Origin of the sequence: Lysobacter sp. MMG2 (assembly GCF_016735495.2) — a bacterium.
GTDB lineage: Bacteria > Pseudomonadota > Gammaproteobacteria > Xanthomonadales > Xanthomonadaceae > Lysobacter_J.
Genome location: NZ_JAERQY020000003.1, coordinates 273428 through 298984, shown reverse-complemented (window position 1 = coordinate 298984; position 25557 = coordinate 273428). Strand labels below are relative to the sequence as shown.

General features: G+C 68.7%; 20 protein-coding genes. 10 read left to right on the top strand and 10 right to left on the bottom strand.

Annotated features, from left to right (window positions below; genetic code table 11):
• Window positions 1-10 precede the first annotated feature (10 nt).
• The 6 genes from JI752_RS13260 to JI752_RS13235 all read left to right on the top strand — a co-directional run bounded on the left by JI752_RS13260 (window position 11) and on the right by JI752_RS13235 (window position 8225).
• Window positions 11-1132, top strand: a complete 1122-nt coding sequence (locus JI752_RS13260) for an efflux RND transporter periplasmic adaptor subunit (RefSeq protein WP_254200770.1) — start codon at window positions 11-13, stop codon at window positions 1130-1132.
• A 231-nt stretch (window positions 1133-1363) separates the two neighbouring features.
• On the top strand, window positions 1364-4549 hold the full coding sequence (locus JI752_RS13255; protein ID WP_216964811.1) for a multidrug efflux RND transporter permease subunit: 3186 nt from the start codon (window positions 1364-1366) through the stop codon (window positions 4547-4549).
• 79 nt (window positions 4550-4628) lie between these two features.
• Window positions 4629-5381, top strand: coding sequence for an SDR family oxidoreductase (locus JI752_RS13250; RefSeq protein WP_216964809.1), 753 nt, complete (start codon window positions 4629-4631; stop codon window positions 5379-5381).
• Window positions 5375-6907 carry an efflux transporter outer membrane subunit gene (locus JI752_RS13245; protein WP_216964807.1) on the top strand — a complete coding sequence of 511 codons (1533 nt, stop codon included), beginning with the start codon at window positions 5375-5377 and terminating at the stop codon, window positions 6905-6907. The genes JI752_RS13250 and JI752_RS13245 overlap by 7 nt, the downstream gene beginning before the upstream one ends.
• A 195-nt stretch (window positions 6908-7102) precedes the next feature.
• The gene (gene folE, locus JI752_RS13240; RefSeq protein WP_216964805.1) at window positions 7103-7693 is read left to right on the top strand and encodes a GTP cyclohydrolase I FolE; all 591 of its coding nucleotides are present in this window, start codon (window positions 7103-7105) and stop codon (window positions 7691-7693) included.
• Window positions 7694-7943: 250 nt separating this feature from the next.
• A complete protein-coding gene (locus tag JI752_RS13235; RefSeq protein ID WP_254200767.1) occupies window positions 7944-8225 on the top strand; it encodes a GIY-YIG nuclease family protein in 282 nt (93 codons plus the stop codon).
• Between the two features lie 120 nt (window positions 8226-8345).
• Here the strand turns inward: JI752_RS13235 and JI752_RS13230 are convergent, their stop codons facing one another.
• Together JI752_RS13230 and gltB are read right to left on the bottom strand one after the other, a co-directional pair.
• Complete coding sequence (locus JI752_RS13230) at window positions 8346-9830, bottom strand: FAD-dependent oxidoreductase (protein ID WP_216965381.1); 1485 nt, start codon at window positions 9828-9830, stop codon at window positions 8346-8348.
• A gap of 172 nt (window positions 9831-10002) precedes the next feature.
• The gene (gltB, locus tag JI752_RS13225) at window positions 10003-14469 is read right to left on the bottom strand and encodes a glutamate synthase large subunit (RefSeq protein ID WP_216964803.1); all 4467 of its coding nucleotides are present in this window, start codon (window positions 14467-14469) and stop codon (window positions 10003-10005) included.
• 545 nt (window positions 14470-15014) lie between these two features.
• Between gltB and JI752_RS13220 the strand changes: the two genes are divergently transcribed.
• Window positions 15015-16280, top strand: coding sequence for a TCR/Tet family MFS transporter (locus tag JI752_RS13220; RefSeq protein WP_216964801.1), 1266 nt, complete (start codon window positions 15015-15017; stop codon window positions 16278-16280).
• Window positions 16281-16475: 195 nt separating this feature from the next.
• Here JI752_RS13220 and JI752_RS13215 read toward each other — a convergent pair whose 3' ends face one another.
• From JI752_RS13215 to JI752_RS13185, 7 genes are all read right to left on the bottom strand, one after another.
• Window positions 16476-16913, bottom strand: coding sequence for a barstar family protein (locus tag JI752_RS13215; protein ID WP_254200766.1), 438 nt, complete (start codon window positions 16911-16913; stop codon window positions 16476-16478).
• On the bottom strand, window positions 16910-17338 hold the full coding sequence (locus JI752_RS13210; RefSeq protein ID WP_216964799.1) for a ribonuclease domain-containing protein: 429 nt from the start codon (window positions 17336-17338) through the stop codon (window positions 16910-16912). Before JI752_RS13210 ends, JI752_RS13215 begins: the two co-directional genes overlap by 4 nt.
• Window positions 17339-17376: 38 nt before the next feature.
• Entirely contained in the window at window positions 17377-17673 is a 297-nt protein-coding gene (locus JI752_RS13205; protein ID WP_216964797.1) for an I78 family peptidase inhibitor, read from the bottom strand.
• Between the two features lie 201 nt (window positions 17674-17874).
• Window positions 17875-18369, bottom strand: coding sequence for a GNAT family N-acetyltransferase (locus tag JI752_RS13200; protein WP_254200763.1), 495 nt, complete (start codon window positions 18367-18369; stop codon window positions 17875-17877).
• An 84-nt stretch (window positions 18370-18453) separates the two neighbouring features.
• Window positions 18454-19050, bottom strand: coding sequence for a superoxide dismutase family protein (locus tag JI752_RS13195; RefSeq protein ID WP_216964795.1), 597 nt, complete (start codon window positions 19048-19050; stop codon window positions 18454-18456).
• A 115-nt stretch (window positions 19051-19165) separates the two neighbouring features.
• Window positions 19166-20584, bottom strand: coding sequence for a nitrogen regulation protein NR(I) (gene ntrC / locus JI752_RS13190; protein WP_216964793.1), 1419 nt, complete (start codon window positions 20582-20584; stop codon window positions 19166-19168).
• Window positions 20581-21645: an ATP-binding protein gene (locus JI752_RS13185; protein WP_216964791.1), complete on the bottom strand. Its 1065-nt coding sequence runs from the start codon at window positions 21643-21645 to the stop codon at window positions 20581-20583. Before JI752_RS13185 ends, ntrC begins: the two co-directional genes overlap by 4 nt.
• A 100-nt stretch (window positions 21646-21745) precedes the next feature.
• On the opposite strand from JI752_RS13185, the gene JI752_RS13180 reads away from it, so the two are divergent.
• Both JI752_RS13180 and JI752_RS13175 read left to right on the top strand, forming a co-directional pair.
• Window positions 21746-22366, top strand: a complete 621-nt coding sequence (locus JI752_RS13180) for a hypothetical protein (protein WP_216964789.1) — start codon at window positions 21746-21748, stop codon at window positions 22364-22366.
• A 152-nt stretch (window positions 22367-22518) separates the two neighbouring features.
• Complete coding sequence (locus tag JI752_RS13175; RefSeq protein WP_216964788.1) at window positions 22519-23460, top strand: DUF2268 domain-containing putative Zn-dependent protease; 942 nt, start codon at window positions 22519-22521, stop codon at window positions 23458-23460.
• 9 nt (window positions 23461-23469) lie between these two features.
• Here JI752_RS13175 and JI752_RS13170 read toward each other — a convergent pair whose 3' ends face one another.
• Entirely contained in the window at window positions 23470-23883 is a 414-nt protein-coding gene (locus JI752_RS13170; protein WP_216964786.1) for a cupin domain-containing protein, read from the bottom strand.
• Window positions 23884-24163: 280 nt separating this feature from the next.
• On the opposite strand from JI752_RS13170, the gene JI752_RS13165 reads away from it, so the two are divergent.
• Window positions 24164-25513, top strand: a complete 1350-nt coding sequence (locus tag JI752_RS13165; RefSeq protein WP_216964784.1) for an alpha/beta hydrolase — start codon at window positions 24164-24166, stop codon at window positions 25511-25513.
• Window positions 25514-25557: the final 44 nt, after the last annotated feature.

The window sequence follows — 25557 nt, the reverse complement described above, 5'->3', positions numbered from 1 at the left end:
AGGCCTGTTGATGGCCGCCATCGCCACCGCGTGCAGCAGCCAGGCCGACCCGGGCGCCGGCATGCCGCCGCCGCCGGAAGTCAGCGTGGCGCAGGTGCTCAACAAGGACGTCAGTCGCTGGGATGAGTTCACCGGTCGCGTCACCGCGATCGAGACGGTCGAGCTGCGTCCGCGCGTGTCCGGCTACGTCCACCAGGTGGCGTACAAGGAAGGGCAGGAAGTGAAGAAGGGCGATGTGCTCTTCGTCATCGATCCGCGCCCGTACAAGGCGCGCCTGTCGCAGGCCGAAGCCGACGTCGAGCGCGCCCGCGCCGAGGCCCGCCTCGCGCAGATGCAGGACAAGCGCGCGCAGACGCTGGTGGAAGCCAAGGCCATCTCGCGCGAGGAGTTCGAAACCCGCCGCGCCGCCAGCACGCAGGGCAATGCCGCCGTGCGCGCCGCCGAAGCCGCCCTCGACAATGCGCGCCTGGACCTGCAGTTCGCCACGGTGCGTTCGCCGATCGACGGCCGCGCCGGTCGCGCGCTGGTGACCGAGGGCAACCTCGCCAGCGCCGACACCACGCTGCTGACCACGGTCGTCTCGCAGGACCCGGTGTTCGTTTACTTCGAAAGCGACGAGCAGAGCTTCCTGCGTTACCAGGAACTGGCCCGCAAGGGCGAGCGCGCGGCGACGCAGAACCCGGTGCGCGTCGGCCTGGCCACCGAGCAGGGCTATCCGCATGAAGGCACGGTGGACTTCGTTGACAACCAGGTTGATCCGAGCACGGGCACCATCCGCGCCCGCGCCGTGCTGAAGAACCCGGACCGCATGTTCACGCCGGGCCTGTACGCACGCGTGCAGTTGCAGGGCACCGGGCAGTTCAAGGCGATGCTGGTCGACGACAAGGCCGTACTGACCGATCAGGACCGCAAGTACGTCTACGTGCTGGGCGAGAAGAACGCCGCCACGCGCAAGGACATCAAGCTCGGGCCGATGATCGATGGCCTGCGCGTGGTGACCTCGGGCCTGGCGCCGTCGGACAAGGTGATCGTGCACGGCGTGCAGAAGGTCTTCTTCCCGGGCATGCCGGTGCAGCCGAAGGTGATCGCGATGGGCGCGCCGGCACCGCAGCCGCAAGTAGCGATGAAGTAACGGCATGACATGACTGCCCCTCCCCCTGCTCGCAGGGGGAGGTTGGGAGGGGGTTGAGGCGCGATAGCGCCGAGCTCGCCGCGATGCGGCTCGCGACCCCTCCCCAACCCTCCCCTGTGAGCAGAGGAGGGGGACAAAGCAGAACCCAATCGGCGATGCGCCGTGACGCATCGCCCAGGACCGCTGCGGCCTGAACACATCGTTTTGAAGCCGCCGCACAAGGAACCCCACATGGACTTTTCCAAGTTCTTCATCGACCGGCCGATCTTCGCGGCAGTGCTGTCGATCGTGATCTTCGCCGCCGGCCTGATCTCGATCCCGCTGCTGCCGATCGGCGAATACCCCGAAGTCGTGCCGCCTTCGGTGGTCGTTCGCACCGTCTACCCGGGCGCGAACCCGAAGGTCATCGCCGAAACCGTCGCCACGCCGCTGGAGGAATCCATCCGCGGCGTGGAAGGCCTGATGTACGTCAAGTCGGTCGCCAGCTCCGACGGCGTGCTGTCGATCACCGTCACCTTCCGCCCGGAAGTGAACGCGGACGAGGCCACGGTGCGCGTGCAGAACCGCGTCAGCCAGGCGCTCGCGCGACTGCCCGAGGACGTGCGGCGACAGGGCGTGACGACGCAGAAGCAGTCGCCCGTCTTCCTGATGGTCGTGCATCTCACCTCGCCCAGCGGCAAGTACGACACGCTGTACCTGCGCAACTACCTGCGCCTGCACGTGAAGGACCAGCTCGCCAGCATCCCCGGCGTCGGCGAAGCGCAGCCCTTCGGCGGCGGCGATTACGCCATGCGCATCTGGCTCGACCCGGACAAGGTCGCCGCGCGCGGCATGACCGCCAGCGACGTCCTGCGCGCCGTGCGCGAGCAGAACATCCAGGTGTCCGCCGGCCAGCTCGGCGCCGAGCCCATGCCGAACAAGTCGGAATTCCTCACGCTGATCAATGCGCGCGGCCGACTCGAGAAGCCGGAAGAGTTCGGCAACATCGTGCTCAAGGGCGGCAACGACGGTGAAGTCGTGCGCCTGTCCGACGTGGCCCGCATCGAACTCGCCGCCGGCGACTACACGATGCGCGCGCGCCTGGACGGCCAGAACGCCGCGGCCATCGGCATCTTCCAGGCGCCGGGCGCCAACGCGTTGCAGATCCGCGACGAGGTCATCCGTCGCATGGACGAAGCCGCCAAGCGCTTCCCGCCGGGCATCGAATACAAGTCGATCTACGACACCACCATCTTCGTGCGCGACTCGATCAAGTCGGTCGTGACCACGCTGCTGGAAGCCACGCTGCTGGTGGTGCTGGTGGTGATCCTGTTCCTGCAGACCTGGCGCGCCTCGATCATTCCGTTGATCGCCGTGCCGGTGTCGGTGGTGGGCACGTTCGCCGCGCTCTATCTGCTGGGCTTCTCGATCAACACGCTGACTTTGTTCGGCCTGGTGCTGGCGATCGGCATCGTGGTGGACGACGCCATCGTCGTGGTGGAGAACGTCGAGCGCCACATCGAGGACGGCCACACACCGCTTGAGGCCGCGCACTTGGCGATGAAGGAAGTGTCCGGCCCGATCATCGCCATCGCGCTGGTGCTGTGCGCCGTGTTCGTGCCGATGGCGTTCCTGTCGGGCGTGACCGGCCAGTTCTACAAGCAGTTCGCGGTGACGATCGCCATCTCCACGGTGATCTCGGCGATCAACTCGCTGACGCTCTCGCCGGCGTTGGCCGCACGCCTGCTCAAGCCGCACGGCGCGCCGAAGGATGCACTGAGCCGCTTCATCGAACGTGGCTTCGGCTGGATATTCCGCCCGTTCAACCGCTTCTTCGGCACCGCCGCGGAGCGTTACCAGAACGGCGTGAGCAAGGTGCTGGGCCGTCGCGGCGCGGTGTTCGTGGTGTACGCCGGCCTGCTGCTGGCCACGGGCCTGATGTTCCAGCTCGTGCCGCGCGGCTTCGTGCCGGTGCAGGACAAGAGCTACCTCATCGCCGGCATCAAAATGCCGGAAGGTTCCTCCATCGAACGCACCGATGCGGCGCTGAAGAAGATCGGCGAGATCGCCATGTCCATCGAAGGCGTGCAGAACGACGTCGCCTTCCCGGGCCTGAATCCGTTGCAGTTCAGCAACACGCCCAACTACGGCGTGACCTTCATCAACCTCAAGCCCTTCGGCCAGCGCAACCGCAGCGCCGAGGAGATCAACGCCGAACTCAGCGCGAAGATCAGCGGCATCCAGGACGGCTTCGCCTTCTCGCTGCAGCCGCCGCCGATCCAGGGCCTGGGCAACGGTTCGGGCTACTCGCTCTACATCGAGGACCGCGGCAATCTGGGCTACGGCGCGTTGCAGAGCGCGGTGCAGGCTTTCCAGGGCGCCGGTTCGCAGACGCCGGGGCTGGGCTTCCCGAACTCGAGCTACCAGGCCAACGTGCCGCAGCTCGACGCCGAGGTCGACCGCGTGAAGGCCAAGGCGCAGGGTGTGCCGCTGACGGAGCTGTTCGACACGCTGCAGACCTACCTGGGTTCGGCGTACGTCAACGACTTCAACATGTTCGGCCGCACCTGGCAGGTCGTGGCGCAGGCCGATGGCCCGTTCCGCGACAGCGTCGAGGACATCGCCAACCTGCGCACGCGCAACGATCGCGGCGAGATGGTGCCGATCGGTTCGATGGTGAAGGTGACCGAGACGTTCGGCCCCGATCCGGTGATCCGCTACAACGGCTATCCGGCCGCGGACATCCTGGGCGAAGCCGACGTCAACCAGCTCTCGTCCGCGCAGGCGATGGTGAAGCTGGAAGAGCTGGCGCAGAAGGTGCTGCCCAACGGCATGGACATCGAGTGGACGGACCTGAGCTACCAGCAGGCCACGCAGGGCAAGGCGGCGCTGATCGTCTTCCCGCTGGCCGTGCTGCTCGCGTTCCTCGTGCTGGCGGCGCTGTACGAAAGCTGGACGCTGCCGCTGGCGGTGATCCTGATCGTGCCGATGTGCATGCTCTCCGCACTGTTGGGCGTCTACCTGACCGGCGACAACAACGTGTTCGTGCAGGTGGGGCTGGTGGTGCTGATGGGCCTGGCGTGCAAGAACGCGATCCTGATCGTCGAGTTCGCCCGCGAGCTGGAAATGCAGGGTAAGGGCATCGTCGAAGCCGCGCTGGAAGCCTGCCGCCTGCGTCTGCGTCCGATCGTGATGACGTCCATCGCGTTCATCGCCGGCACCGTGCCGCTGGTGCTCTCGCACGGCGCCGGCGCCGAAGTCCGCCAGGCCACGGGCATCACCGTGTTCTCCGGAATGATCGGCGTGACGCTGTTCGGCCTGTTCCTGACGCCGGTGTTCTACGTCGCGCTGCGCAAGCTGGCGAACCGCCCGCTGGTGAGCCACGGCCCGTCCACCGTCGAATCGCACGCCGTCGCGCACGCGTCCACCCACCTCTGATCCGCAACCGCCGGCACGGCCCAACGCCGTGCCGGCATCGAATTCCGCGCACACCGCGCGATCCCCACAGGAGTTCCCCATGTCCGCTTCATCCTCCAACGGTTCCAAGGTCGCCCTCGTCACCGGCGGCACGCGTGGCATCGGTTTCGAAACCGTGCGCCAGCTCGCCCAGGCCGGCGTGCACACGCTGCTGGCCGGTCGCGATCGCGCCAAGGCCGTCGACGCCGCGCTGAAGCTGCAGGGCGAAGGCCTGCCGGTCGAAGCCATCGTGCTGGATGTCACCGACGAAGCCAGCATTGGTGCCGCCGTCGCGGAAGTCGAACGCAAGCACGGCAAGCTCGACATCCTCGTCAACAACGCCGGCGTCATCGCCGAAGACCGCAGCCTGACGAAGCCGTCGCAGCAGTCGCTCACCGCGTGGCGCGAGACCTTCGACACCAACGTCTTCGGCGTGGTCGCCACGACCAACGCCTTGCTGCCGCTGCTGCAGAAGGCGCCGGCCGCGCGCATCGTCATCGTCTCCAGCCTGCTCGCCTCGCTCACCGCGCACAGCGACCCGGCCTCGCCGATCTACGACTTCAAGATCATCCCCGCCTACAACGCATCCAAGAGCGCCATCAACTCCTACGCCGTGCACCTGGCGTACGAACTGCGCGATACGCCGATCAAGGTCAACGCCGTGCATCCGGGTTACGTGAAGACCGACATGAACGCCGGCGAAGGCGAGATCGACGTGCCCACCGGCGCGAAGACCAGCGTCGAGATGGCGCTGCTGGACGACAACGGCCGCACCGGCGGCTTCGTCTACCTCGGAGAAACGCTGCCATGGTGATCCGCTCCCTCACGCTCGGCGTCGCGGCGGCACTGCTCGCCGCGTGCGCCGTCGGCCCCGACTACGTGCGGCCGAACATCGACACGCCCGCGAAGTTCGCGCGCGATGAAGCCGCCGCGGATGCGCGCGCGGTGGACATCGCCACCGGCGTCGAATCGTCCACGGCGCAGGCGCCGTCGGGCGACACCTCGTCGGGCAATACGCCATCGAGCCAGGTGCCCGCGCCGCAGGCCGACGACGAGTTCTGGCGCAGTTTCAACGACCCGCTGCTGACGCGGCTGGTCGAGGATTCGCTGGCCGCCAACCACGACCTGCGCATCGCGCTGGCCAGCTACGACCGCGCGAACGCACTGCTGCGCAACGCCAAGCTCGATCGGTTCCCGACCGTGACGGCCAGCGCCACCGCCAGCGACTCGCGCGCCAGCGCCGACCAGGCGCCGGGCGTATCGCGCAACAATCGCGACGGCGAAAGCTACAGCGTGCAGGCCGACGTCAGCTGGGAGCTGGACGTGTTCGGCCGCGTGCGCCGTGGCGTGGAATCGCAGCGCGCGGAAGCCTGGGCCACCGCGTCGGACCTGGACGCGTTGCAGGTCGCCATCGTCGGCGAGGTCGCGCGCAGCTATGTCGAACTGCGCGGCCTGCAGGAACGCCTGCGCGTCGCCCAAAACAACGCCGAGAACCAGCGCGAAACGCTGCGCCTGGTGAACGCGCGCTTCGACGCCGGTCGCGGCACGGAGTTCGACACGTCTCGCGCCCGCGCGCAGCTGGAGGCCACGCTCGCACGTGTGCCGGCGCTGGAAGCGCAGGTCGCGGTGACGATGCATCGCCTGGCCGTGCTCACCGGACAGACGCCCGACGCGCTGATCGCCGAGCTCACGCCCGTGCAGCCGCTGCCGGCGTTGCCGTCGCGGCTGGATCCGGGTTCGCCCGGCGAACTGCTGCGCCACCGCCCCGACGTGATCGCCGCCGAACACCGCCTGCATGCGGCCACGGCACGCATCGGCGTGGCGACGGCCGACCTGTTCCCGCGCTTCACGCTCGGCGGACTGATCGGCAGCCAGGCGATCGACAGCAGCGCGCTGTTCGAACGCGACAGCGAGACGCGGTTCGTTGCGCTGGGCATCGACTGGTCGTTCCTCGACATCGGCCGCGTGCGTGCTCGCATGGCCGCGGCCGATGCCGACGCCGCCGGCGAACTGGCGCGCTACCAGCAGTCCGTGCTGCTCGCGCTGGAAGACACCGAGAACGCACTGGTCCGTTATGCCCGTGCGCGCGTGGAAGACCAGCATCTGGAGCAGGCCGCCATCGACAGCGCCACCGCCGCGCGCCTGGCGCGCGTGCGCTACGAGGCCGGTGCCGCCGACCTGTTCGAAGTGCTGGATGCCGAACGCACCCAGCTCAACGCGCAGGAAGCCTTCGCCGACGGCCGCACGCGCAGCGCCAGTTCCGCGGTCGCGCTGTACAAGGCGCTGGCCGGCGGCTGGCCGACGCGCGTTCCAGTGCGCGAGGAAGTCGCCTCGCGCTGACCGTTCCCCTGCCGACGGCCGGCGGCGTCACGCGATCCCCTCCCTCACGCGTGGCGTCGCCGGTTGCTCGGATCCAGACCCTCGGCTGTTCGCAGCCTTTCGCGCCGTCGTGGCCTCATCCCGCCCGGCGGCGTCTTTTTTCTCCGCTCGCGCCGGGTGGAGTAGCATTTCCGTCCCCCATCACGAGGCCGTGCCATGGCGCATGACGACAAGCCCACCCGCGACCAGGCCGAGGCCGCCGTGCGCACGCTGCTGCGCTGGGCCGGCGACGATCCGGCGCGCGAAGGGCTGCTCGACACGCCCAAGCGCGTCGCCAAGGCCTACCAGGACTGGTTCAGCGGCTACGCCGAAGACCCGGCCGACTACCTCAAGCGCACTTTCGAGGAAGTCGAGGGTTACGACGAGATGATCGTGCTGCGCGACATCGAGTTCGAAAGCCACTGCGAGCACCACATGGCGCCGATCATCGGCAAGGCGCACGTGGGCTATCTGCCCGACGGCAAGGTGGTGGGCATCAGCAAACTCGCGCGCGTGGTGGAAACCTACGCCCGCCGCCTGCAGGTGCAGGAGAAGATGACGGCGCAGATCGCGCAGGTGATCCAGGACGTATTGCAGCCGCGCGGCGTCGGTGTGGTGATCGAGGGCTCGCACGAGTGCATGACCACGCGTGGCGTGCACAAGCGTGGCGTGAGCATGATCACTTCGAAGATGCTCGGCAGTTTTCGCGAGGATGCGCGGACGCGGGCGGAGTTCTTGCAGTTCATCGATGTGGGGCCGGGGCGGTAGGCGTCCGCTGCCCGCGCTGACTGGCGGCGTGAGGCGATCGGCCCGTTTATCCTTCGACTCCGCGACTTCGTCGCTACGCTCAGGACGAACGGTGAAAGGATACTGACGTTGAGCGCTTGAGCGCTTGAGCGCTTGAGCGCTTCATCCTTCCATCCTTCCATCCTGCAGCCCTTCCCCGTTCGTCCTGAGCGTAGGCGCGCAGCGCCGAAGTCGAAGGATGGACGGACTGGCAAGCTCAAGGACGAGCCTCATGTTCTGGATGTACATCCTTCGCTGTGCCGACGCGAGCTTCTACATCGGACACACCGACGATCTCGAACGACGCCTCGACGAGCACCACGCAGGCCGCTTCGCCTGCTACACCCAGACGCGCCGCCCCGTGGTTCTCGTCTACACGCAGGCATTCGAAACCCGGGAAGGCGCTGGTCGCCGAACGCCAGATCAAAGGCTGGAGTCGCGCGAAGAAACAGGCGTTGGTAGACGGAGATTGGAGGCGCGTTGGCGACTTGGCGCGTGGCAAGCATCGGCATGAGCGCGTGTAGGCTGCGCCCCGTCCATCCTTCGACTTCGGTGCTGAGGCACCTACGCTCAGGAAGAACGGTGTTCGTTGCCAGGTGAAGCTGCGGGCTGAGCCGATACAACCTGCCCCGCGTTACCCCAGCAACAACTTCGCAATCCCCACCGCCGCCTCACGACCCTCATACGCCGCGGTCACGACCAGGTCCGCACCGCGCACGCCGTCGCCACCGGCGAACACGCGCGGATTCGTCGTCTGGAACGGCAGCGCCGCCGACGCCGAACGCCGCGACGCACAACCGCCCGTCGCATTCGCCACGCGGATGCGGCCGTTGCCTTCCAGCTCGATTCCCTGCGCCGACAGCCATTCCGGCGGATCGGGCTGGAAGCCGAACGCGATGATCACCACGTCCGCCGCCAGCACCGACTCGCTGCCGGGCACCGCTTCGGCATTGCGACGGCCGCGCTCGTCCGGCTCGCCCAGGCGCGTCTCGGCCACGCGCACGCCGGTGACGTGTCCGTCTTCGCCGAGCAGCTCCAGCGGCTGACGGTTGAACAGGAACTGCACGCCTTCCTCGCGCGCATTGGCGACTTCGCGCGCGGAGCCGGGCATGTTCGCTTCGTCGCGACGGTAGGCGCAGCTCACGCGCGCGGCGCCCAGGCGCACGGCACTGCGCACGCAGTCCATGCCGGTGTCGCCGCCGCCCAGCACCACCACGCGCTTGCCGTGCAGGTCGGGCAGGGCGACGCGGTCTTCCCAGCCGGCGATGGGCTTGCCTTGCGCTTCGTCGTCGCCGTGCACCAGACGTCCGTTGTGCACCAGGAACGGCAGCGCCGGCAGCACGCCCTGCAGGTCCTGGCCGGGCAGTCCGCCGTCGGTGTAACGGTAGCTGCCCAGGCCGAGGAACACGGCGTCGAATTCCTCGAGCAGGTGATCCATGCCGATATCACGGCCGATCTCCACGCCCAGGCGGAACGTCACGCCCATGCCTTCGAGCACTTCGCGACGCGTCTGCAGCACCGACTTCTCCAGTTTGAAGCTGGGAATGCCGAAGTGCAGCAGCCCGCCGATCTGTTCGTAACGGTCGAACACCACCGCCTCGATGCCCGCGCGGGCGAGGCGATCCGCGCACGACAGGCCCGCCGGGCCCGCGCCGACGACGGCCACGCGCTTGCCGGTCGCGACCACTTTGGACAGATCGGGGCGCCAGCCTTCGGCGAGCGCGCGGTCGGCGATGTACTTCTCCACCGCGCCGATGGTGACCGCGCCGAAGCCGTCGTTGAGCGTGCAGCTGCCTTCGCACAGGCGGTCCTGCGGGCAGACGCGGCCGCAGATTTCCGGAAGCGGATTGGTCTCGTGCGCGAGCGCGGCGGCTTCGTGCAGCCGGCCTTCGCGCGCCAGCTCCAGCCAGTTCGGAATGTAGTTGTGCAGCGGGCACTTCCAGCTGCAGTACGGATTGCCGCAGTCCAGGCAGCGGCTGGCCTGGTGCTTCGCCTCGGCCTCGCCGAAGCGGCCGTAGAGCTCGCTCCAGTCGCCGCTGCGACGCAGCTCCAGCGGAATGCGCGACGGCATCTGCCGGGGCGTCTCGCGGAAGGCGAACACGGGCTTCTTGCTGTCCATCTTGCTCACAGACTCCTCCGCATCTCAGCGCCCTCCCCTGCTTGCAGGGGAGGGTTGGGGAGGGGGCGCGAAGCCGCATCGCGGCGAGCTCGGCGCTGGCGCGCCTCGTACCCCCTCCCAACCTCCCCCTGCACGCAGGGGGAGGGGCAAAAGCGAGTGCGGTTCTTGAACATCACGCCGCCCTCCTCAAATTCTCCGCCAGCGATTCCAGGCTCGCCGCCTTCGGCTTCACCAGCCAGAACTTGCCGAGGAAGTCGCGCATCTCGTCGAGGATCTTGCGCGCCCACACGCTTCCGGTGAGTTGCACGTGCGCTTCCAGCAGATCGCGCAGGTGCGAGCGGTGGTTCTCGAAACCGTCGGAGGCGATGCGCAGGATGTCGATCAGCTCGTGGTTGTAGCGATCGACGAAATCGCGCTCGGTGTCGAGCACGTACGCCATGCCGCCGGTGAAGCCCGCGCCGAAGTTCAGACCCGTGCGGCCCAGCACCGCCACCACGCCGCCGGTCATGTACTCGCAGCAGTGGTCGCCCGCGCCTTCGACGACCGCCGTCGCACCGGAGTTGCGCACGCCGAAACGCTCGCCCGCGCGGCCGGCCGCATAAAGCTCGCCGCCGGTGGCGCCGTAGAGGCAGGTGTTGCCGAGGATCGGCGTCTCGTGCGCGGTGTAGCGCGCGCCGTGCGGCGGGCGGATCACGATACGGCCGCCCGCCATGCCCTTGCCGACGTAGTCGTTGGCCTCGCCGTGCAGTTCGAACTGCAGGCCACCGGCGTTGAACGCGCCGAAACTCTGCCCGGCGCTGCCGTCGAAACGCAGCGCGATCGGCGCGTCGTTCATGCCGCGATCGCCGTGCACGCGCGCGATCCGGCCGGACAGCCGCGCGCCGATGCTGCGGTCGGTGTTGCGGATGGTGTAGGTGTAGGCGCCGCCGCGCTTGTTCGCGATGATCTCCGCCAGATCGACATCGAGCTGCGCCGCCAGCCCCGTCGCATCGGCCGTCGGCTGCGGCGCGCCGCAATGGCCGCCGTGCGCGAGACCGCTGCCGGCCAGCAACGGCGCCAGGTCGAGGCCATGCTGACGGTCGCCGTCGCCTTCCAGCTGACGCAGCAGGTCGGTGCGGCCGACGAGTTCGCCCAGCGTGCGCACGCCCAGCTGCGCGAGCCAGAAGCGCACTTCCTCGGCGAGCAGGCGGAAGAAGTTCTCCACGCGTTCGGGCAGGCCGGTGAAGTGGTCGCGGCGCAGCGCATCGTCCTGCGTCGCCACGCCCGTCGCGCAGTTGTTGAGGTGGCAGATGCGCAGGTACTTGCAGCCCAGCGCGATCATCGGCGCGGTGCCGAAGCCGAAGCTTTCCGCGCCCAGCAGCGCGGCCTTGATCACGTCCAGGCCGCTCTTCAGGCCGCCATCGGTTTGCAGGATCACCCGCTCGCGCAGGTCGTTGGACACCAGCGCCTGGCGTGCTTCGGACAATCCCAGCTCCCACGGCGTGCCGGCGTAGCGGATCGACGACAGCGGGCTGGCGCCGGTGCCGCCGTCGTGGCCGGACACGGTGATGAGGTCCGCGCCGGCCTTCGCCACGCCCGTGGCGATCGTGCCCACGCCCGCGTGCGAGACCAGCTTCACCGATACCAGCGCCTGCGGATTGACCTGCTTGAGGTCGAAGATCAGCTGCGCCAAGTCCTCGATGGAATAGATGTCGTGGTGCGGCGGCGGCGAGATCAGGCCGATGCCCGGCGTCGCGTAACGCAGGCGCGCAATCAGCTCGTTGACCTTGTGGCCCGGCAGCTGGCCGCCTTCGCCGGGCTTGGCGCCCTGCGCGACCTTGATCTGCAGCACCTCGGCGTTGACCAGATACTCCGGCGTGACGCCGAAACGGCCCGACGCGATCTGCTTGATCTTGGACACCTTGTCCGTGCCGTAACGCGCCGGATCCTCACCACCTTCGCCGGAGTTGCTGCGGCCGCCCAGGCGGTTCATCGCGATGGCGAGCGCTTCGTGCGCCTCGGGCGACAGCGCGCCCAGGCTCATCGCGGCCGAGTCGAAGCGGCGCACGATTGCCGAGACCGGTTCGACGTCGTCGATCGCAATCGCGTTCGTGTTCGAGGTGTCGACTTCGAGCAGGTCGCGCAGTGCCGCGGTCGGGCGTTCGTTCACCGCCGCCGCGTAGCGTTGCCAGTCGCTCCATTCGCCGGTGGCGACCGCGCGTTGCAGGCTCACCACCACGTCCGGATTGAACAGGTGGTACTCGCCGCCGGGCGTGTACTTGAGCAGGCCGCCGATGGCGGGCAGGGCGTTGGCGTTCCAGGCGTGGTCGGCCAGTTCCTGCGCATCCGCATGCAGGTCAGCGAAGCCCGCGCCGCCGATGCGCGAGGGCGTGCCGGCGAAGCACAGGTCGACGACTTCGCGGTCCAGGCCGACGATCTCGAACAGGCGCGCGCCGCGGTAACTGCCGATGGTGCTGATGCCCATCTTCGAGATGATCTTCAGCAGGCCCTTCTTGATGCCGCGCCGGTAGCTGCGGCCGATCTCCGCGACCTGCCCGTGCTTGGTCTTGAGGATGCCGCGCACGCCCAGGTCGTGCAGCGTCTGATAGGCGAGGTAGGGATACACCGCCGTCGCGCCCACGCCGAGCAGACAGGCGAAATGGTGCGGATCGCGCGCGGTGCCGGTCTCGATGATGAGGTTGGATTCGCAGCGTAGGCCCACGCGCGCCAGGTGCTGGTGCACCGCGCCGGTGGCGAGCAGCGCGTGCACCATCAGGCGGTCCTGTTCGGGATAGCGGTCGCTCAGCACCAGCAGCACCTTGCCGGCGCGCGTGGCGGCTTCGGCTTCGGCGCAGATGCGCTCGATCGCGGCCTTCAGGCCTTCCTCCGGCGCGTAATGCAGGTGGATCAGCGCGTTGGCGTGTTCGTACTGCTCCATCGCCAGCATCTGCCGCAGCTTGCGCTGCGACAGCACCGGCGAGTTGAGGTGGATGTGGTTGACGTTGCCCGGACCGTCGACGAAGACGTTGCCTTCGCGGCCCAGCTGCGTCGCCAGCGACATCACGCAGTCCTCGCGCAGCGGGTCGATCGGCGGGTTGGTCACCTGCGCGAACGCCTGGCGGAACTGGTCGTACAGCGGCCGCACCTGCTGGCTCAGCACCGCCATCGGCACGTCGTCGCCCATCGAGCCGACGGCTTCCTGTTCGGTTTCCGCAAGCGGGCGCAGCACCTGCTCGCGTTCCTCGCGGGTGAGCTGGAACAGCTTCTGGAAGCGCGTCAGCGTTTCGGTGTCGAACGGTTCGGCGGCCAGCGCGGGATCGATCAGCTCGGTCTGCAGGTAGGTCATGCCCTGCTTGAGCCAGCGCTTGTACGGCGCGCGCGCGCGGTTGATGCGGTCGATGGCGTCGCTGTCGAGGACTTCGCCCAGATACAGATCGACCGCGATCATCTCGCCCGGGCCGAGCTTGCCCTTGGCTTCGATCTCCTCCGCCGGGCGTTCCCACACGCCGGCTTCGGAGGCGATGAGAAAGTGGCGATCGCGCGTGCGCATCCAGCGCGCCGGGCGCAGGCCGTTGCGATCGAGCGTGCACGCCGCGTAGCGGCCGTCGACCGTGACGATGCCGGCCGGACCGTCCCACGGCTCGGTGTTGAGCGAGTAGTACTCGTAGAACGCGGCGAGGTCGGCGTCCTTGTATTCCAGCGACTGCGTCGCCGGCGGGATCAGGATGCGCATCGCCTTGAGCAGGTCCATGCCGCCGGCCTGCAGCAGTTCGAGCATGTTGTCGAGCGACTGCGAGTCCGAGCCGTCGAGCGTGACGACCGGGTCGAACTCGGTCAGCTCCAGGTTCGGCGTGCGCCACACGTGCGCACGCGCCTGCGCCCAGGCGCGGTTGCCGGAGATGGTGTTGATCTCGCCGTTGTGGGCGAGCAGGCGGAACGGCTGCGCCAGCGGCCAGCGCGGCGTGGTGTTGGTGGAGAAGCGCTGGTGGAAGACGACGACGCTGGCGGTCAGGTCGCTGCGTTGCAGGTCCGGATACAGCTGCGCCAGCCGGTTCGGCAGCACCATGCCCTTGTAGCCGATGCTCGCCGTGGACAGGCTGACGACATAGAAGTCGGGCAGGTCGCGCAGCTGCTGTTCGGCGCGACGGCGCGCGAGGAACAGCGAACGCTGGAAGCTCGCCGCATCGAACGCGCCGGCGGGCTTGACGAAGATCTGCTCGATGCGCGGCATCGTGCGCCGTGCCAGTTCGCCGCAAGCGTCCAGGTCCACCGGCACCTGGCGCCAGCCGGCGACGCTCACGCGTTCGCGTTGCAGCTGCGCGCCCAGTTCGTCGCGCGCGCGCGCGGCGGCGGCCTCGTCGTGCGGCAGGAACACCAGGCCCGAGGCGTAATGCGCGCCGAGCGCGATGTTCGCCTCGCGGGCGAGCGCGCGCAGGAAGCCGTCCGGCTGGCGGATCAGCAGGCCGCAGCCGTCGCCGCTCAGGCCATCGGCGGCGATGCCGCCGCGATGCGTCATGCGTACCAGGGCTTCGATCGCGCGATCGACGATGGCGCGGCTGGGCGCGTCGTCGAGCTGCGCGATCAGGCCGAAGCCGCACGCATCGCGCTCATCGCGCGGGTCGTAGAGACCGACTGGGCCGGGACGGTACTGCTGCTGCATCGTCACTCCAACGCGGATTCACCGCTGGGTTGCTGTGCGAAACACGACAACGAACCTGGCTGAGGCACACGCCACACCGGGGATTCCGGCGACGACGAAGACGGTCCGCTCGCGCGGTCCGGCCTGCCTCACCACCCTGGTTCTACCGAATAAATCACACTTTGTGCAATGCGGCAATTTGTCTTGCGGACGACGCGCGCAAGGACGCGTCAGGAGGCACAAGTAATTGATCGGACGAGGAATGGTGCGCGACATCCGGAGGCGTTTGGTAACGGTTGAAACCATTCGCGCGATCGGTGCGCACGCAGTCCTTTCGTAGCCCGGGTAAGGCCGAAGGCCGCACCCGGGGACCCGCACGTTGCGGGATTGCGGAACGTCGATCCCGGGTGCGCTTCGCTTACCCGGGCTACGATGCCGTTGTTCCTCTCAGCTCTGCACTCCCTTCGGTCGCCGCAAGGCGAGAGGGAATGCGTCGACGCAGCGGAGAGAGGCGCGCGCGGCCAGCGCGCTAAACTGCCCGTCTTCCCGATCGCCCCCGGCCCCTCGTGACCGATACCGCTCCCGCCACGGGTGCGCGCCGCCGCGCCGCGCTCGCCTTCATCTTCGTCACCATCCTGATCGACGTCCTCTCGTTCGGCCTGATCATCCCGGTGCTGCCGCACCTGATCGAGCAGTTCGCCGGCGGCGACACCGCGCATGCGGCGTATTGGGTGGCGGCATTCGGCTTCCTGTTCGCCGGCATCCAGTTCATCACCTCGCCGATCCAGGGCGCGTTGTCGGACCGGTTCGGGCGGCGGCCGGTGATCCTGCTGTCGTGCCTGGGTCTGGGGCTGGACTTCGTGTTCATGGCGCTGGCGCCGTCGCTGGCGTGGTTGCTGGTGGGCCGGGTCATTTCGGGCATCACCTCGGCCAGTTTCACCACGGCCAACGCCTACGTCGCCGACATCACACCGGCCGACAAGCGCGCCAAGAGCTACGGCCTGCTCGGCGCCGCGTTCGGCGTGGGCTTCATCGTCGGGCCGCTGATCGGCGGCCAACTGGGCGAGATCGACCTGCGCCTGCCGTTCTGGTTCGCGGCCGCGCTGGCGTTGGTGAACTTCTGCTACGGCTGGTTCGTGCTGCCCGAGTCGCTGCCGAAGGAGCGCCGCAGCGCGCGCTTCGACTGGTCGCACGCCAATCCGCTCGGATCGCTGGTGCTGCTCAAGCGCTACCCGCAGGTGTTCGGTCTGGCGGCGGTGGTGTTCATCGCCAACCTGGCGCATTACGTGTACCCGAGCGTGTTCGTGCTGTTCGCCGACTACCAGTACCAGTGGGGCCCGCGCGAAGTGAGCTACGTGCTCGCCATCGTCGGCGTGCTCAACGTGATCGTGCAGGCGGGGCTGGTGGGCAAGGTCGTGCATGCGATGGGCGAGCGTCGCGCGCTGATTCTCGGCCTGGCCTGCGGTGCGGTGGGTTTTGCGATCTACGGGTTCGCCGACGTGGGCTGGGTGTTCCTGATCGGCCTGCCGATCTCCGCCGTATGGGGCCTGGCCGCGCCGTCGACGCAGGCGCTGATCACGCGACAGGTCGGGCCGGAAGTGCAGGGCCGCATCCAGGGCGCGTTGATGAGCCTGGTGAGCCTGGCGGGCATCATCGGCCCGGTCGTGTTCGCCGGCAGCTTCGGCTATTTCATCGATGCGCGCGCACCGGTGCACCTGCCGGGCGCCCCGTTCCTGATCGCCGGCGTGCTGCTGGCGGTGGCGGTGGGCATTGCGTGGCGGTATGCGCGCGTGCCCGCGGCGGCTTCGATCGAAGCGGTCGAAGCGCGGTGATGAAAGCCCCTCTCCCACCGGGAGAGGGGTTGGGGTGAGGGCTAACGAAGGGAATGAGTCGGAGCGCCGGTGCGGCGAGGCGCTGAGAGTTCATGCGTTCCCGCCCCGTTCCCCCTCATCCGCCCTGGATCAAGTCCAGGGCACCTTCTCCCGATGGGAGAAGGGAACAGCAAACCAGCAAACCAGCAGCGCGCCTCAGTCTTCCAGCGTCGTCAGCTGATCGCCCGGGAAGGGCAGCAGCGCCCAGAACGCGACCTCTTCGCGCGACCATTCGAAGGCGGCCTCGTTGAGGATGTCCAGCAGCGTGTCGAAGTCGGCACTGTTGGCCTCGCGCCATGCACCGGCGTTCTCGACCAGCCATACGTAACCGGGCGCAGGACGCCACGACATGTCGCGCAGCACGTCCGACAGCGCGTCCCAGTTCGCGCCGAACAGGTCGGGGAAGCCGCCGGCCTGCGCGAGCCGCGCCATCAGGTCAGTCTTGCCTTCGCAGCCGGCCAGGTCCACGCGCATCACCGCGAAGCCGAGCGCGTCCGCAGTCTGCGCCATGCCCTCGCTGTCGCGCTCGTCGATGAAATACGCGCCGCTGTGTTCGGGGTCGGAGAGGATGCTGCGCAGGTCCACGGCGTTCATCGCGCGTCCTTCGGTGGCGACCATTCGAAGCGGCGGAAGCTCTGGTAATGGTCCGAGGTGTACCAGTACTCCACCGGCGGATCGCCACCGGCGATGATGCGGCGCGCACCGCGCGTGTCCGCGCCGGGCGTGGGCACCGTGTACTCGCGGTAGTAGCCGCGCGGTTGCGGTGGCAGGTGGCCTTCGCGATTCTGGAACGTGCTGCCGTCCTGCCGGTACGGGTGCGTCGCGCCGCTGGCGATGCGGTCGAGCGCCGCGTGCGCCTCGGCCGGCAGGAACGCGGGATAAGCCGCGTCCGCGCGCTGTGTCGCGACGGGCGCGTTCGGCGCGCGCAGTTCGCCGTCGCCGGCGCGCTTGGTCCACAGCCACAGGCCGACCAGCGCGATCAGCGCCAGGACCACGATCGAATGACGATGCCGCGACATGCGCTGTTTCCGTGATCGGCGCGCGTGGCGCCGTTGCCTCAGCCGCAGCGTAAGCCGGTGATTGCGCCGCGGTCGTTGACGTCGACGTTCACGCGATCCTCGCGGAAGTCCATCGTCGCCGGTTGCCCCGGGCGCAGCACGCGCGCGTCGCGGCTGCCGGTGTCGCGCAGGATGCGGTTGACGACGTCGTCGTTGACCGCCGAGCCGATCGCCCAGCGCGCACCTTCGGCATTGCACAGACCACTGGGCGCCGCAGGACCCGCTGCCGGCGTCGTCGACGCGCAGCCCGCGAGCGACAGGGCAAGGACGGCGAGGCACAGGCTGCTGCGGATCATGGTCAATCTCCTTGGAAGTGGTCGGGCCATGGGCCCGCAGGGTTCATGCGGCGCACCGTGCGCCCGGACGCGTGTTCAGCGTGTAAACGCGGAGGATAGCCGGTCGCGGCGACGCGAAGGTTGCGCTGGATCGAAACTTCCTCGTCTGCTTCAGCGACGAGGAGGGTTTGCAGGTTGGCGCGATCTTTTGCATCGCGCCGCTCACGGCCGCTTGGCGAACTCCGCTTCCAGGATCGCGTACCCCGCATCCACCATGCCCAGCGCGGTGTACGTCTTGAACGCATTGGTGTTCTCGCGCTCCACATACAGTCGAAGGCCGACCACGCCCGGCGTCTGCCGCGCCAACGTTTCGACATGGCGGTACAGCGCGGAGAACACGCCCTGGCGGCGGAACGGCGGCGCCACGTACACGCTCTGGATCCACCACCAGTCACCGTTGCGCCAATCGCTCCACTCGCGCGTGAGCATCAGCGTGCCCGCCGGTGCGGCGATGGTTTCGCGGCCGGCCACCGCCGATTCCTGCATCGCGATGAAGTAACGCGCCTTCGCCGGATCGGCGATGCCCGCCTCCATGCCGGCGCGCACCGTGGCTTCGTCCAGGTGCTTGTGTTCGGTTTCCAGCGCCATGGCCTGCGCCCACTGTGCGAGCAGGTCGCGATCGTGGGCGTGGGCGGGGCGGATGCGCAGCGTGGACATGGCGCGAGGCACCGGAGTGGGGAACGCCGAGTGTACGGCGCCGGCCCGTGGCCGGCGCTCACGCGTCACATCTTCTTGCTGGCCTCAGCGCGTAACGGTGATGACGCCGCAGGCGATGCGTCCGCCCGCATTGCCCGTGGGCTGCGTGCGGTAATCGTCCGGCGAGGCGTGCACGATCACCGCCTTGCCGGCGACGTCGTTGGCCGCGCCGCCGCCGAGCGTCACGCCTTGCGCATGCGCGTTGACCTGCGCCACGCCCTCGGCGTTGGCGACGATGTTGTCCATGTCGCCGCCGTGGTGCGCGCCGCTGCCGACCTTGCCGTGCGGCTGCGCGGAGGGATTGAAGTGACCGCCGGCGCTGCTGGCGTCGACCGCGCTGCAGTCGCCCTTCTCGTGGATGTGGATGGCATGCGTGCTGCCCGGCGAAAAACCGCCGATCTCGCCCGTCAGGTGCACGCCGTCGCCCATCGGCACGATGCTCAGCTTGCCGCTGACCAGGCTGCCCGACGCCGAAGCGAGGTTGACCGTCGCCGCCTTCGCGGTGGACTGCGCGGCCGGCGCGGCCGGCGCCGCCGGCGCCGCCGGTGCCGTGCTCTTCGTCGGCGCCGACGAACTGCAGGCCGACAGCGCCACGACGGCGGTGGCGAGCAGGGCGGGCATCAGCGGGGTCTTCATCGGCATCTCCTTGCGATCATGCGGTGTTGCGAATGGGGAAACCGGATGCGCGGCGGGCGCATCGGGGTGGCGTGCAGCGTAGCGATGGGTGAGTGGGCCAGCGGTGAACAGCGTGATGGCCTCATGAAGGCCGTCGTCGTCCCGGCCCGAGCTTGCGCGTGAGCGTGTTGCGCCCCAGGCCGAGCCGCGCCGCCGCTTCGGTACGGCGCCCGCCGGTGTGTTCCAGCGCGGCGTCGAACAATGCGCGCTCGAAGCGCTCGCGTGCCTGCGCATGGATGTCGTCGCGCCCCAGTTCCAGCTGCGCTCGCGCCCATGCCGACAGGCGGCGATCCCAGTCATCATCGCCGGCCGTTTGCGCAGCGTCCTTGCCTGGTGTGGCCGCAAGCGCGTCGTCGAGGTCTTCGCGCGCGATGGTCTCGCCCGGTGCGAGCGCGGCCAGTCGCCAGCACAGGTTCTCCAGCTGACGCACGTTGCCGGGCCAGTCGTAGGCGATCAAGCGTTCCAGTGCGCCGGGCGAAAAACGCTTGGCCGGCGCATCGAAACGCGTCGCGGCGGCATGCAGGAAACGCTCCGCCAGCCGCGGAACGTCCTCGCGCCGTTCGCGCAGCGCCGGCAGGCGCAGGCGCACCACGTCGAGCCGGTGCAGCAGGTCGGCGCGGAAGCGGCCGGCTTCGACCAGCGCTTCCAGATCCTGGTGCGTCGCGGCGATCACGCGCACGTCCACGCGGATGAGTTCGCGCCCGCCGACGCGGAAGAACTCGCCTTCGGCCAGCACGCGCAGCAAGCGCGTCTGCAACGGCAGCGGCATGTCGCCGATCTCGTCCAGGAACAGTGTGCCGCCGTGCGCCTGTTCGAAACGCCCGACGTGACGACGCTGCGCGCCGGTGAAGGCGCCCGCTTCGTGGCCGAACAGCTCGCTTTCCAGCAGTTCGGCGGGAATGGCCGCCGTGTTGAGCGCGACGAACGGCGCGCGTGCGCGCGGCGACTCGCGGTGCAACGCGCGCGCGACCAACTCCTTGCCCGTGCCCGTCTCGCCGGTGATCAACACCGACAACGGCGCCTGCGCCAGGCGGCCGATCGCGCGGAACAGCGTGCGCATCGCCGGTGTTTCGCCGATCAGCGCGTCGTCCTGCGTGGCGGCCGTGTCGCGCTGCGGCGGCGCGGCGCTGTCGATCGTGGCGAGCGTGCGCGCGGCCAGCTCGACCGCTTCGTCCAGATCGAAAGGTTTGGACAGGAACTCGTGCGCACCGCCGCGAAACGCGCCCGCCGTGCTGGCGACATCGGTGTAGGCGCTCATCACGATCACCGGCAGCTTCGGCGCCTGCGCCTTCAATTTGTCGAGCAGCACCAGCCCGTCGTCGCCGGGCATGCGCACGTCGGTGAACAACAGGTCCGGCGCGCCGCGTTGCGCCAACGCATCGAGCGCCTCGCGGGCGTTCTCGAAACCGTCCACGCGATAGCCCGCCTCGCGCAGCGCGGTGGCCAGCACGAAGCGCACGCTGCGGTCGTCGTCGACCACCCAGACGCGGGCGTTGCTCATGTCGCTTCTTCCTCGACCTGCATCGGCAGCAGCAGGGTGAACACGGTGTGGCCGGGCCGCGAGCGGTACGCCAGCGAGCCGCGGTGCTCGCGCGCGACCTGCTGCGCCAGCGCCAGGCCGAGCCCGCTGCCCTCGGCGCGGCCGGAGACCAGCGGCAGGAACAGACGCTCGGTGAGTTCCTCAGGCACGCCGCGGCCGTCGTCGATGATGTCCAGCCGCAGCGCCATCGGATGCACCGCGTCGCCGATGCGCACCGCGTGCTCGGCGCGCGTGCGCAGCGTGACGTTGGCGGCGCCGGCCTCGATCGCGTTGCGCACCAGGTTCCACACCGACTGCATCAAACGGTCGGCGTCGCCGGCGAACTCGGGCAGGCTGGGGTCGTAATCGCGCACCAGGCGCACCGCCCAACCGGCCTCGCTCTCGGCCAGGCGCAGCACGCGTTCGAGCACGGCGTGGATGTTGAGCGGCACATGCGGACGCGGCGGCGCGGGCGTGAGCAGGCGATCGACCAGCGCGGTGAGGCGCTCGACTTCAGAACCGATCATCGCCACCAGTTCGCGCGAATCGCCCGACGGGTTGTCGGCATCGATGCGCCGCGCGAGCAATTGCGCGGCACCCTTGAGGCCCGCGAGCGGATTGCGAAGTTCATGGGCCAGTCCCTTCAGCGAAGCCGACAGCGCCGAGGGCAGCAGCAGCGCCGGATCGTCGCCGGGGAACTCATCGACCGGGTGCGCCTCCAGCAACCAGCCGCCGTCGTCGCGTCGGCTCAGCCAAACATCGGCGAAACACTCCTCGCCGTCGGCGTAGCGCAGGCGGTTGCGGCGCAGGCGCAGCGGGGCGTCGGCCGCATCGAGCCGGGCCATCGCCTCGGCCAACCGGCCCTCGCCACCGTCCAGACCCGCCAGCGGCCACCCCACCAGCCGCCGCGCGCTGACCCCGAGCCAGCGCGAGAACGCCGCGTTGCACCCGACGATCGCCCCTTCCTCATCGCTCCACGCGACCGGCGTGGTCAGCGCGTCGAGCTCGGGGCGGGCGGTGTCGGGCGGGGTGGGGGTGGGCATTGCACCATGTTAGTGCAAAAGCTGGGGCGCGCTGATCGGTCGAGCCCCTCACTCTGACCGGCCTCTCGGGCTTTCCCGTTATCGATACCGGGAGGCCATGATGTCCACCGTCGAGCCCGTCAAACTGTTCTCCGAGTTGAAGGAAGAAACCTTCAGGCGGCAGCTTTCAAATTCAGAGAACTTCGATAGGTCAATCCTGACCTACGCAAGCGGCGCGCTCGCCCTTTCGCTCGGATTCCTCAAGGACTTCGTGCCGCTGACCCGGGCTGCGCATGCCTATCTGTTGTACGGGTCGTGGCTGCTATTCGCCCTGTGCATCACGCTTACGATCGCGTCCTACCTGTTGGCACAGCTTGCGCTGAAACGGCATTTGGAGATCGCCGACGACTACTACCTGAAGCAGAACACCAGCGCATGGGGTTCACCCAACACGCCTGCCCTCCTGACCGAGATCTTCAACTGGGCCTCTGGCTCCGCGTTCTGTCTTGCCGTTTTCCTCACCACCGCGTTCATCGCCATCAATGCGAAGGAGGCTTCCATGTCTTTCAACAAGGACGACAAAGGACCACGGCCCAATGTGAAGATCATCATCGACGATGGTGTGCGAAAGGCAGCGGGCGTGCCCCCCATGACGCGTATCCCAGGCGCGACACCGCCCATCGTGCCATCCAAACCGGAGACGCCCGCGCAGCCGACGCCTGAAAAGCCCAGGAAGGACTGACGCGTCGACGACGAAGCCGCCGACGCGCACGCGCAAGCGCTCAGGCCCCGCTCACGAGGTGTGACGTGTGGGACTGCCATCGCCGCAGGGACCTTGGCATGATCGGCGGCCTCGCGCTGCATCCTCCGCGGCATTCATTCAGGGATTGATCCATGCCTGCACGTTCGCGCTTCACGCTGCTTCTCGCCGCGCTTCTGGTTCCGACTTGCGCGTTCGCAGGCGGGCCCGACATCCACACGCAGGACGTCACGCGTTTCTACGCGCTCTACGACGCCACCGACGGCAAGCCGACGGTGCAACAGATCCAACAGGAGTACATCGCCCAAGGCACGCCGAGCCTGGCCGAGTTCGCGCGTCTGCGACGCGTCACCGCGCAGAGCATCGCCGATCGCATGGCGAGCGATCCGGCCGTCTATGCCAATGCGAAGCGATGCCTGGCCGAACTGCCGGCGGTCGAACGAAGGCTCGCCGACACGTTCGCGCGCCTGGCGAGCGTGTATCCGCAGGCGAAATTCCCGCCGGTCGCCATCGTCGTCGGTCGCGGTCGGCCGGTGGGCATGACGTATCCGGGCGGCGTCACGCTCGGCCTGGAGGCGCTGTGCGCGGCGGATTTCATGAATCCGAACGTGCAGGACCGCTTCGTGCATGTCATCGCGCACGAGTACGCGCACATCCAGCAGACCGCGCCGACCGAGTTCGAACCGGGCGATCCGCAGGCCACGGTGCTGCGCCTGGCGCTGGCCGAAGGCACGGCCGAGTTCATCGCCGAACTCGTCTCGGGCAACGTCGGCAATTCGCGCCACGCCGGATGGACGCGGGGCAAGGAAGCGCAGATCGAATCGGCCTTCGCGCGCGACATGGACAGCACCGACCTGTCGGCGTGGTTCTACGACTACCGCAGCGGTTCGGATGCGCCGTACGACCTGGGCTACTGGGTCGGCTATCGCATCGTGAAGGCGTATTACCTGCGCGCGGACGATCGCAGGCAGGCGGTGAAGGACATCCTCGAGATGGACGATCCCAAGGCGTTCCTGGCGCGCAGCGGCTGGACGCCCGGCATGAGCCTGCCGGGCGCGTTGGCCGTGGGCGATTGAGGCGCGCGCTCAGCGCCCGGGCATCACCGCGGGCTTGCCTGCATCCTTCAGGAAGAACACGACGAACTTCGCCGGCTCGGTCTTGCTGGCGTTGCGGCTGACGGCGTGGATGTCGCCGGGCTTCTCGGTCCAGGCCTGGCCCGCTTTCAGCGTGACTTCCTCGCCGCCTTCCACGGCCATCGTCACCGCACCCTCCAGCACGTACACGAACGCGTATGCATCGTGATGGTGCAGCGGCGAGGAGCCGCCCGGCGGATACGTCACGGTGAGCACGTGCCCTTCCTTGCCCGGGTAGTCGGGCAGCGGCTGGGTCAGGACCGGCGTGACGACGGGGCCGGGGGCCGCGCTGTGGTGCTGGCCGTGGGCGACGGCGCCGACCGACAGCATCGCGATGGTCAGGCCGAGGGAGTGGTAGATGCGCATGGGGGAAACTCCGGTGTCCGCCGTACTGGGCACGGCGAGAGTGGTGATGAAGGCGAGGCGTCGTGACGTCGCGGGCCTTCGGCGCAAGGAGTCTAGGAAGCACCCCCACGCACAGGTAGCCCCGCGCGGGGACGCTTCGTGTTGAGCCGGGCGCAACAATGCGGCCCCTCGCGCGCGAGATGAACACGCGTCCAAACCCTGCCGGCCTACCGTGCATCCCTGCACATGTGGGCATCGCTGCGATGCCGTTACAGTTCGCGCCGTCGAAGGGAGATCGCTCATGCGCAAGGTGCTCGTGTCCGTGCTGGTTCTGATCGCGCTGCTGGCCGGCGCCGCCTATTGGTGGATGCGCCCGCAGCGCGACCCGCCGCCCGATCCGCGCATGGCCTGCCACGTCGGCCTCTATCGCCTGGACGACGGGCGCTGGGTGGACTTCGCGCCCGTGTCGGGCGAAGGACTGCGCTGGCGCCTGATGGACGGACGCACCGGCAAAGTGGTGCAGGACGCCGCGGGCAAGTGGACCGGCACCGTCGGTTGGAGCGATCGACCCGATCCCACGCCGGTGTCGCTGGGCACGTGCGAAGCGCCGGCGTTCTCGTTCGAGGGGCAGCGCGGGACGAGGCTCGAATTCAAGGCCGTGGAAACCCGCTTCCAGGGCAACGGCGAAACGCTGGCGGGCCGGCTGGTGATGCCGCCGGGCGATGGGCCGGTGCCGATCGCGGTGATGGTGCACGGCTCGGAGCGTTATTCGGCGCGCACGTTCAACGCGTTCCAGCGCATCTTCCCGGCGCACGGCATCGGCGTGTTCGTGTACGACAAGCGCGGCACGGGCGAGAGCACCGGCCGCTACTCGCAGGACTTCCACCTGCTCGCCGACGACGCCGCGGCCGCATTGAAGGAAGCGCGTCGCCTCGCCGGTTCGCGCGCGGGCCGCGTGGGCTACAGCGGCGGCAGCCAGGCGGGCTGGATCGAACCGCTCGCCGCGCAGCGCAGCGATCCGGCATTCGTCGCGGTGAGCTACGGCCTGGCCGACAGCCCGCTGGCCGAAGACCGCGACCAGGTGCAGCTGGACCTGATCAAGGCCGGCTTCCACGGCGATGCGCTGGTGAAGGCGCGCGAAGTCAGCGACGCCACCGGCGCGGTGATGGCCTCGGGCTTCAAGGACGGCTTCGATCGGCTGGAAGCGGTGAAGGCGAAGTACGGCAAGGAGCCGTGGTGGAGCGCGATGCAGGGCGAGTACACCGGCGATCTGGTCAAGCATTCGCCGCTGATGCTGCGCCTGTTCGGTCCGCTGCACGACGAAGGCACCACGTGGAGCCACGATCCGATGCCGCCGTTGCGCGCGACGAAAGTGCCGCTGCTGTGGATCATCGCCGGCAGCGACGCCGAGGCGCCGCCGGAAGAATCGCGTCGCCGCTTGCTGTCGGTCGCGCGCGAGAACGCGAACGTGGAGGTGGTGGAGTTCCCCGGCACCGACCACGGCATCATCGAGTTCGACACCGGAGCCGACGGCGAGCGCACCGCGACGCGCTACGCCGATGGCTACTACGCAATGCTGGTGGACTGGATCCGCGATGGCGCCTTGCGCGCCGAGCCGTACGGCAATGCGGAGCGGTTGGCGCCGCGGTGACGGGAGTTCTTCCTTCTCCCCTCGCGGGAGAAGGTGCCGCGAAG